This is a genomic window from Variovorax sp. 20P10.2.4, from assembly GCF_058244205.1.
The window spans coordinates 18,309-27,198 of the sequence record NZ_JBZAYE010000030.1 but is presented as its reverse complement, the minus strand read 5'-3'; the positions used below and the strand labels follow the sequence as shown (position 1 = coordinate 27,198).

Genomic DNA, 8,890 nt, shown 5'->3' with positions numbered 1-8,890 from the left:
GCGGCCGCGATCTCGAGCGCGCGCCGCACCATCGTCGGCACCTCGTCGGGCGTGCGCACCTGGTGGTTCCACTTGGTCACCGGGCGCGACATGCCCAGCGCGTCGCTTTCCTGGAAGGCCTGCGTGCCGATCACCGCGGTCGACACCTGGCCGCTGATGCACAAGAGCGGCACCGAATCGCTGATCGCGTCGAGCAGGCCCGAGATGGTGTTGCCGACGCCCGGCCCCGAGGTGACCAGCACCACGCCCACGCGGCCGGTGGTGCGCGCATAGCCCTCGGCCGCGTGCACGGCCGCCTGCTCGTGGCGCACCAGCACGTGGCGCAGCCGCGGCTCGCCGTGCAGCGCGTCGTACAGCGGCAGCGCGGCGCCGCCCGGGTAGCCGAAGAGGGTGTCGACGCCGCAGGCCACCAGCGTGTCGAGCAGCGCCTCGGCGCCGTTGCGCACGCGCGGCGCGGTGTCGATGGCGAGCGCGGCATCGAGGGGCAGATCGGTGGCCGCGCCGATGTCCGAAAGATTTTCGGCATCCAGCGTCAGGGCGAGGTCGTTGGGAAGGTCGAGCAGTCTCATGCCGTCAATTCTTCCGTGTTTGAGGCAGAATTTGCTTCTGATTTTTGGATATTCAGGCCTCAAACATGAAAATCAATCGCAAATCTTCGCAAGATGACGAAGGACTTTTCGACAAGATCGACATGGCGATCCTCCGGGTGCTGCTGCTCGATTCGCGCAAGACCCTGCAGGACATCAGCGCCGAGGTCGGGCTCTCGCCCACCAGCTGCTGGACGCGCATCAAGAAGCTCGAGGCCCAGGGCGTGATCAAGCGCTACACGGTCGACATCGATCCGGCCAAGCTCGGCTACCAGGACTCGGTGATCGTGCAGGTCACGCTCGAGAGCCACACCGACGAGACGCTCTACGACTTCGGCCGCACCCTGGCCACCATCCCCGAGATCCAGGAGGCCTACCTGGTCTCGGGCGACTACGACTACTACATCCGCATCGCGGTGCGCGACACGCGCGACTACGAGCGGCTGCTGCGCGAGAAGCTCTACAAGATCCCCGGCATCCGGCACAGCAAGTCGCACTTCGTGCTGCGGGTGCTGAAGGAAGCGAGCATGCCGATCCTCTGAAAGGAAAAAAAAACCGCCCGGGCCGGCAGGACCGGCCCCGGGCGGCTCGGGCGCTCGCGCGCCGCGGCCTTACTGCTGCACCGTGATCGCCTTCGCCGTCAGCGAGGCATCGAAGTTCAGCATCGCCGGGTACTGCGGCCAGTTCACGCCCAGCGCCGCGTTGTTCGGATCGCCACCGCGCGCGAACGCCGCCAGGCTCTTCATCATCGCGTCCGACAGCTGCAGCCGCCCCGGCTCGTTGGCCTTCGAATTGGCGAACTTCGAATAGAGCGACGGCCCGAAGTTGCCGAACACGAACGGCAGGTCGAAGGTGTGGGCCGCGCCGAAGATGTCGTTGAACGGCGCCGGCGACTTGTCCCAGTTGAACTGGTACCACCACAGCGGCACCTTCTGCGCCGCGAGCACCGGAAAGATCTGCTTGCGCAGCGCGATGAAGAAGTACTGGTTGTAGAGGTCGGTGCGCGCGTTGAAGCCGGTCACCGGCGTCGTCACCGGCAGGTACTGGCCCGGGATCCACTGCTCGAGCGAGGTCGTCGGGGCCGCGTTCGGGTCGTAGTTGTAGGCCATCGAGAACACCGTCGGATCGTCGAGCAGCCGGCCGCTGATGCCGCCGAAGGCGGGCGAGGTCGCGAGGTTCTGCGGGAACAGCTTGGTCTCGTCGCGCGTGTAGCCGGCCAGCACCGGCACCTTGAGGAACTCGCCCGCGTTGATCGCCGCGATCGGGTTGGTCGGCACCACCACGCCGTCGTTGAGCGGATTCGAGGCCGACAGCCCCTGCGGCGCCAGCTTGTTGAGCACGGTCTGCAGCAGCGTGTCGGCGCTCTTCGAGCGCAGGTAGGCCGCGAGGTCGGCATTGCTCTGCGACGCGATGTAGGCGGTGGCCGCGGCCGTGTCCTTCACCGTGCCGTCGGCCACCAGCAGCGCCGCCAGCAGCGCGTTGTTCTGGTTCGGCACCGTGGTCGCGGTGGCGACACCGCCGCTCAGCGGCACCAGGCGCTGGAACAGCGCGGGCTTGGTGTTGACCACCAGCGGCGAGACCATCAGCGCGTAGATGTTGACCGCACCGGCCGACTGGCCCATCAGCGTGACGTTGGCCGGGTCGCCGCCGAAGCGTGCGATGTTCGCGTTGACGAACTTCATGCCCTTGATCAGGTCGAGGATCGCGTAGTTGCCCGAGTCGTCGTTCGCATCCACGCCGGCCTTGAGCTGCGGCGAGGCCAGGAAGCCGAGGATGCCGAGCCGGTAGTTGATCGACACCACCACCGCGTTGGCCGCCTTCGAGAGCGCCGCGCCGTCGTAGACCGGGTCGCCGGTATAGCCCGTGATGTTGCTGCCGCCGTAGACGAACACGATGACCGGCAGCTTGTCGGTCGCGGCCGCGGTCGAGGGCGTCCAGATGTTGAGGTAGAGGCAGTCTTCCGAGCCCGTGGTCTTGCCGATCGAGCTGCCGATGGTCTCGTCGTAGCGGTTGTTCTGGCCCGGGCCGTAGAGCCGACCGGTTTGCGCGCAGGCATTGCCGAGCTTCTGCGTGGTCTTCGTCGCGGTCCACGGCTCGGGGTCGACCGGCGCCTTCCAGCGCAGCGCGCCGACCGGCGGCTTGGCGAAGGGCACGCCCTTCCAGCTATAGGTGCCGTTGGTCGCGGAGTCGTCGTTGCCCTGCACGGGTCCGTAGGCCGTGGTGCGCAGCACCGGGGACTGTGCGGGCGGCGTGTCGGGCGGCGGGTTGCTCGTCGTGGGTGGGGGCAAGGCCACGAAGCCGGCACTGCCGCCTCCACCGCCGCCGCAGGCCGTGAGTTGCAGCAGGGCGAGAACGGCGCAGGCGGCACCGGCGCGCAGAGGGCGAATCGTCATGAAGTCTCCTGTTTTTTCCAGTGGTGATGGCCGCCGGTCCCAGGGACCGACGACCATCCACGAGTCTCGGCACGGTCGGCTCCGATTCCAATGTGGCGCGCGCACACCTTTGGCCCGCGTTCTATGTGAGGGCAAGGGCCGCGGGGGCGATAGCGCGCCGATAATTGCCGTCGACCCGCGAAGACGGGACAACGAACGAGCCGCCGGTGCGCGCGGCCGTTCGATCGGGGAGAAACCGGCGGCCCACGGGTGCGCCCCTCGCTGCAAACGGCCGGCGCCCGTCCGGCGCACGCCGCGAGCCGACAGCGAGTTCCAAGGCGCAAGCGTTCGATGAGACAGGGCAACAACGACGGCGGGCGAACCGGTCGGGGGATCGCGGCCTTCTGGCGCGCGCTGCCGCTGATCGTGTTGTTGCTGTGCTGTGCGCGCGCCTCCATCGCGGCGCCCGTGCTGCCTGGCGTCCAGCCCATCCACATCACCGAAGCCGAGCTGCAGTCGGTGCCCGGCTCCGGCTTCACGGCCCCGCCGCTGCTGTCGGTCGATGCCGAACTGCCGCGCGGCGGCTGGAAGCCGGTGAGCCTGCCCTACACCGCCGACCGCGAGCTCGTGCCCACTGCTTCCAGTGGCATGCGCACCGTCACCGACTGGTACCGCCTCGACCTCGGCAGGCTGCCGCCTTCGACCCAGCCGCGCCTGCTCTACCTGCCGCGCTGGAAGACCCTGGGCCACATCGCCGTGTACGGCGACGGCGTGCTCATCTACCAGTCGCACGGCAGCCCGATCCACAACGGCTACAACCATCCGTTGCTGCTGCCGCTCAACCCCGCGGCCCAGGCACCCACGCCCGCGTCGGTGCTGATCCGCGTCGACCGGCTGCGCAACAGCGGCAGCGGCGTCTCGACCGTGTGGGTGGGCCATGAGGAAGACCTGTCCTGGCGCTACCAGGCGCGCCATCTGCTGCAGGTGCAACTGCCGTTCATGGGCAGCGCCGCCTTCCTCGCGGTCGGCGCCTTCGCCTTCGCCGTGTGGCTGGGCAAGCGGCGCGAGCCGCTCTACCTGCTGTTCTTCGCCATCTCCGCGGCGGCCTTCCTGCGCATGCTCCACTACTACGTGGGCGGCAGCTACATCCCGATGTCGGACGACTGGTTCGAGTGGATGACCGTGGCCAGCCTGCTGTGGCTGATCCTGTTCGTCCACCTGTTCCTCGAGCGATTGCACCGGCAACCCTCGCCCTGGCTCACGCGGCTGTCGGTCGGTCTCGTGCTGGCCTGCAACCTCGCGACCCTGCCGCACGTCTCGCGATCGATCGTCAGCCTCTACCTGTTCACCCCGCTGCTCAACCTCGCCGTGCTGCCCGTGGCCGTGCTGATCTTCTCGGTGAACCTGCGCAAGGCCTACCGCGTGCAGTTGCCCGAGGGCCGGCTGGTCGCGGCCTGGACCATGATCGCCGTCGCGTTCACCGGCTACGACGCCCTGCTGCAGAACAACCTCGTGGGCCCCGAGAGCGTCTACACCTCGCCCTACGCCATCATCGGCCTGTTCTTCGTCTTCTCGTACATCATGTTCCTGCGCTACACCGGCGCCTTCGCCGAGGTGGCGCGGCTCAACAAGGGCCTGGCGCACCGGCTGCGCGAGCGCGAGGACGAACTCAAGCAGAGCTACGAACGGCTGCGCGTGGTGGAGAACGAGCAGATGCTCAACGCCGAGCGCCGCCGCCTCATGCAGGACATGCACGACGGCCTGGGTTCCTCGCTGATCGGCGCCATCCGCTCGGTGGAGCAAGGCAGCATGAGCGACGCCGGCATCGCCGACATGCTCAAGGGCTGCATGGACGACCTCAAGCTCGCCATCGATTCGATGGAGAGCGTCGACGCCGACCTGCTGCTGCTGCTCGCGACCCTGCGCTTCCGGCTCGCGCCGCGCATCGAGGGCGCCGGCATCGCGCTGCGCTGGGAGGTGCAGCCCGTGCCGCCCCTGCCCTGGCTCGACCCGGGCAGCGCGCTGCACATCCTGCGCATCATGCAGGAGTGCATCGCCAACGTGATGCGCCACACGCGCGCCACCACCCTGCGCGTGAGCACCGCGGCCACCGACGAGCTCGTGTGCGTGACCATCGAGGACAACGGGCCGGGCTTCGACGTGGCCGAGGCGCTGCAGCATGGCGGGCGCGGGCTGCGCAATCAGCAGCAGCGCGCGCGGGCGATCGGCGGAACGGTGGGATGGCAGTCGGGCAGCGAAGGCACGCGCTTCACGCTGTGGCTGCCGATCGAACGCGAGACCGCGCCCACCACGGCCTGAGCCTCGGCCGCGCTGTTGCTCAGAGGCGCGCCGCGGCGTTCGGCTGGCTCGACAGGCGCAGCGTGCTGGCCTGGGCATCGGGCGGGCACGGTGCATCGGAGTAGACCGCATCGCCTTCGGGCATGACGCACTTCTGGACTTCGATGAAGGCCGGGGCTGCCTTCTTCACGGTCGCTTCGGCGCTGGCCATCGCGGTGTCCATTCTGGCGATCGGTGGCGCGACGGATGCGCGGACCGATTCGACCGGGGTGTTGTTGTCGATGGTCGACCTGGGCGCCTTCACGTGCTCCGGCATGATCGACGGCGGCAAGCGCGGCGCGCGCCCGGCGCTTTCGCGCACCAGGCTGCTGAGCGCGAGGTAGAACAGGAACACCGCGAGCAAGGCCACCCCCAGCCCCACGGCCCAGTACCTGGGCGCGCGAACGGCGCGCAGCGATTCCGTCAGCGGCGCGGCCATGCCAGACCTCCGGACTGCAATGCACCCGCCAGCTTCGCAATGCCGCCCGTGCCGCTCGCGGCCCGGCCGATCAGCGCGCCGCCGGCCGCACCGACGACGACGCGCGTGAGGAACGAACGGCTGCGGCCGGCGGCCAGCAGCAGCAACACGCCAGCGCCGAGCACGATCAGGTGCTCGCCGGGGTAGTCGGCGCGGGCGGCGTCGACCTGCTTGAACTTGTCGATGGTTTGTTCGAGGGTCATGGCTGAAGGTCCTTCCTGTCTTCAGCCGTTGTACGAGGACCGCAGCACGCGCCCTTGTAGGCGCGCGCCATCTGGCCCCTAGGAATCCATCTCGAAAACGCCGCGGATGGCGCCTCGCGGCAGTGCCGGCAGCTACTCGGTTTCGACCGTTGGCTCGGCCTGCTGCCCGTCGACCAGCACACACAGCTCGAAGGGCTCGGGGCCAAAGCCGAGGACGCTCATCCGCTTTTGCGATGGCCCCACCAAGAATGGCGACTCCTCACGGTCTTTCCGGGTATCCCATGAAATGCAGCGATGCATAGGCGCCCGTCTCCGGCTCTTCCGCAACAGGATGAACGGGTCCCTTGGGAAGATATTCCATGCGATTGTTCGCGACCGCCGCCACATGGATTTCGGTCTCGGCGACACCATGCGTCTTCAGGAGTTCGACCAGATACCCTGCTCTCGCCACGGCGAGATTGCGGCGATGGGTGCTTTTGCCTTCGGAGAAGGACGAGCCGGCCATGACCATGACAACCAACCTGGTCTGAGGCCAAGCTCGGGTCTTCAGGAGTGCTGCGACGACTCGCGCACGCTGGTCTTCCTCGAGAGCAATGCCTTGGGGCGGGTAGCCGATCTTCAGTTCTTCGCTGGACTGGGCCGGCGACAGACCATGGGCCGACGCAGTGAAGACAAGCAACGCAGCGCAGAACGCCCGGCCGAGTATCGAGAAGGCTGTCATGGTCTTGGATGCGCAAGGAAAATTTCATCGCCATCACTGCCGTGCCGGCGCTCCGAGCGAAGCATGACGGTGCCGCATGCCCCATGGGCGCACGACTCTATCAGCGCTTCGTGACGATCCGTCTCGCGGTCCACGGCGTGGAGCGCGACCTTCGCGCTCAGGGCAAACGCGGCCTCCCTCTACTGAACCGAACGACAGAGGGACGGCCCGCGCTGCAAGGTCCGTGCCCCACGGACGCGCCTTGACGCATACTGACCGCCACCTCCAAACACGCATTCAAAGGAAGTGACCGATGCTGAGAGGAAGCTGCCTCTGCCAAGGTGTCGCGTTCGAGATCGACGGCACGATCAAGGACCCGCTGTACTGTCACTGCTCGATGTGCCAGAAGGCGCACGGCACCGCCTTTCGCGCGCGCGGCAAGATCCTGGCGAAGGACTTCCGCTGGCTCAGGGGTGAGGAACTGGTCCGGTTCTACGAGTCTTCGCCGGGCGACCATCGCGGGTTCTGCTCGGTGTGCGGCTCGAGCCTGATCAGCAAGCTCGATGCGAAGCCGGCCGTGTTGGGTGTCGCGCTCGGCGTGCTCGATGGCGATCCGGGCGTGCGGCCGCTGTGCCATGTGTACGTGGGGTCGAAGGCGCCGTGGTTCGAGATCACCGACTCCTTGCCTCGGTACGAGACACGACCTCCCTCGAACACCTGATCGCCTGCCTCACGATCACCACCTGCCAGCACGCACCGACGCATGAAACGCCCCTTCTCCAAATTCCTGACCGCAGCAATCACCGTGGCCGGCATGGTCGCGCCGGCGCCCGCCCAGCCTGTCTCGCAGAACATGGAACTGATGGGCGCGATCGCCCGCGAGATCGTGAACAGCGGCGAGCCGCAAGGGGTCGATTGGGTCGAGGTCTCCGCGATCTTCTCTCTCGATGCCGATGGCGATGTCAACGGCAGCTACGGCTATGTGTACGACGCGCAGGGCCAGGCCCATGCGGCCGCCTTTCTCGAGGACCCGATCGAGCGCGAGGTGAAGGTCTATCGCGACTGGCTGCTGCACAAGGACAGGAAAGGCGACAAGGGCCTCATCAAGATGCTCTTTCAGTTCAACCGGCAGACGCGGCGGGTCCGCGCGGATTTCGAGTACGAGGATCCTCGGCGCTGGCAGGTCACGCCGGCCAACCTCGATGCCAGGGTCAAGGAGCTTCGGCCCCGTCTCGGTATTGCGGATGGCAAGTAGCGCGCCCGCGCCGAAGGCCCCGCGCGATGGCTCGCGCGGGGCCGCACGGCATCAAAGCAGCTGATAGATGCGGAAGTCGACCCGCCCTGCCGACAGCTCGTTGTAGCCCACGAGCACCAGGTCGTTGACCCAGGTGTAGCGCTCGTCCGAGGTCTCGAGCTTGGGCGTGGTGCGCAGGTAGGTCTCGCCGAAAGCGAGCCGCTCGCCCTTGGCCAGCCGCGCCCTGCCGTCGGGCGGCAGCCTGGCGATGCCCTTGCTCTCGAAGTAGATGAGCGCGCCGTCGTCGGTGCGCAAGGCGCCGCGGATGTCGAGCCGGCTGATGCCGTCCGCGCCGATCACGACCCAGTCGACGCTGCCCGGCAGGAACTGGCCGCTGAGCTTCGGCCCTTCGAGCCGGCCGCCCTTGCCGATGTAGGGCACCAGCGTGCCGCGCGGCGTGGGCACGACGATCGGCGTTTCGAGATCGACCTGCAGGTCGCACAGATGGCGGATCGGCAGCGCTTCGAACAGCGGCTGCTCGAAGAGTGGCTGCTTGTGGAGGATGGCGCTCATGGGATCAGCTCAGGGCGGCCTTGATTTCCGCGTAGTCGAAGAAGGTGTCCTTGCGCGTGACGAGCCCGTCGCCATCGACCTCGACCACATCCAGCGCATGGAAGCCACGGCGCTCCTTGCCCGGCGGCTGGAAGGTCAGCGTCCAGTCGAGCGTCCAGTGCCGGTCACCGAGCAACAGGCGGCGCGTTTCCACGCCGAAGCCCGGATAGCGCTCGAAGACTTCGCCGAACTCCTTCAGCAACGCGTCGTTGCCCCGCACCGCCGTGCCGCGGCCGTGCGCCTGGAAGGTCGAGTCCGGCGCATGCAGCGCCACGATCGCCTCGGGGTCGTGGGAGAGCCAGGCCGAGGCGTAGCGATCGGCGATGGCAGCGAGATCCAACTTGACAGGTTCAGACATGAGAAGCCT

Annotated in this window: 11 protein-coding genes; 4 read left to right on the top strand and 7 right to left on the bottom strand. The window is 67.6% G+C overall.

Annotated features, from left to right (window positions below):
* A partial coding sequence (locus AC27VN_RS05210; RefSeq protein WP_490875873.1) for a thiamine pyrophosphate-binding protein occupies positions 1–569 on the bottom strand: 569 nt, incomplete at its 3' end.
* Positions 570–691: 122 nt separating this feature from the next.
* Between AC27VN_RS05210 and AC27VN_RS05205 the strand changes: the two genes are divergently transcribed.
* Positions 692–1,129 carry an Lrp/AsnC family transcriptional regulator gene (locus AC27VN_RS05205; protein ID WP_057595424.1) on the top strand — a complete coding sequence of 146 codons (438 nt, stop codon included), beginning with the start codon at positions 692–694 and terminating at the stop codon, positions 1,127–1,129.
* 69 nt (positions 1,130–1,198) lie between these two features.
* Here AC27VN_RS05205 and AC27VN_RS05200 read toward each other — a convergent pair whose 3' ends face one another.
* Positions 1,199–2,980: a carboxylesterase/lipase family protein gene (locus tag AC27VN_RS05200; RefSeq protein ID WP_490875872.1), complete on the bottom strand. Its 1,782-nt coding sequence runs from the start codon at positions 2,978–2,980 to the stop codon at positions 1,199–1,201.
* A 330-nt stretch (positions 2,981–3,310) separates the two neighbouring features.
* Here AC27VN_RS05200 and AC27VN_RS05195 point away from each other — a divergent pair, with 330 nt between their 5' ends.
* A complete protein-coding gene (locus tag AC27VN_RS05195) occupies positions 3,311–5,278 on the top strand; it encodes a sensor histidine kinase (protein ID WP_490875871.1) in 1,968 nt (655 codons plus the stop codon).
* A gap of 19 nt (positions 5,279–5,297) precedes the next feature.
* On the opposite strand, the gene AC27VN_RS05190 is transcribed toward AC27VN_RS05195, so the two are convergent.
* The 3 genes from AC27VN_RS05190 to AC27VN_RS05180 all read right to left on the bottom strand — a co-directional run bounded on the left by AC27VN_RS05190 (position 5,298) and on the right by AC27VN_RS05180 (position 6,698).
* On the bottom strand, positions 5,298–5,735 hold the full coding sequence (locus tag AC27VN_RS05190; RefSeq protein WP_490875870.1) for a hypothetical protein: 438 nt from the start codon (positions 5,733–5,735) through the stop codon (positions 5,298–5,300).
* On the bottom strand, positions 5,720–5,977 hold the full coding sequence (locus AC27VN_RS05185) for a hypothetical protein (RefSeq protein WP_490875869.1): 258 nt from the start codon (positions 5,975–5,977) through the stop codon (positions 5,720–5,722). Before AC27VN_RS05185 ends, AC27VN_RS05190 begins: the two co-directional genes overlap by 16 nt.
* A 259-nt stretch (positions 5,978–6,236) precedes the next feature.
* A complete protein-coding gene (locus AC27VN_RS05180) occupies positions 6,237–6,698 on the bottom strand; it encodes a hypothetical protein (RefSeq protein ID WP_490875868.1) in 462 nt (153 codons plus the stop codon).
* 292 nt (positions 6,699–6,990) lie between these two features.
* Between AC27VN_RS05180 and AC27VN_RS05175 the strand changes: the two genes are divergently transcribed.
* Together AC27VN_RS05175 and AC27VN_RS05170 are read left to right on the top strand one after the other, a co-directional pair.
* Positions 6,991–7,398 (top strand): GFA family protein, encoded by a 408-nt coding sequence (locus AC27VN_RS05175; protein ID WP_490875867.1) that lies wholly within the window; start codon positions 6,991–6,993, stop codon positions 7,396–7,398.
* A gap of 42 nt (positions 7,399–7,440) precedes the next feature.
* Entirely contained in the window at positions 7,441–7,932 is a 492-nt protein-coding gene (locus AC27VN_RS05170; RefSeq protein ID WP_490875866.1) for a hypothetical protein, read from the top strand.
* A 51-nt stretch (positions 7,933–7,983) separates the two neighbouring features.
* On the opposite strand, the gene AC27VN_RS05165 is transcribed toward AC27VN_RS05170, so the two are convergent.
* The gene (locus AC27VN_RS05165; protein ID WP_490875865.1) at positions 7,984–8,484 is read right to left on the bottom strand and encodes a DUF3237 domain-containing protein; all 501 of its coding nucleotides are present in this window, start codon (positions 8,482–8,484) and stop codon (positions 7,984–7,986) included.
* 4 nt (positions 8,485–8,488) lie between these two features.
* Entirely contained in the window at positions 8,489–8,881 is a 393-nt protein-coding gene (locus tag AC27VN_RS05160; RefSeq protein ID WP_208514045.1) for a nuclear transport factor 2 family protein, read from the bottom strand.
* Between the last annotated feature and the right edge of the window lie 9 nt (positions 8,882–8,890).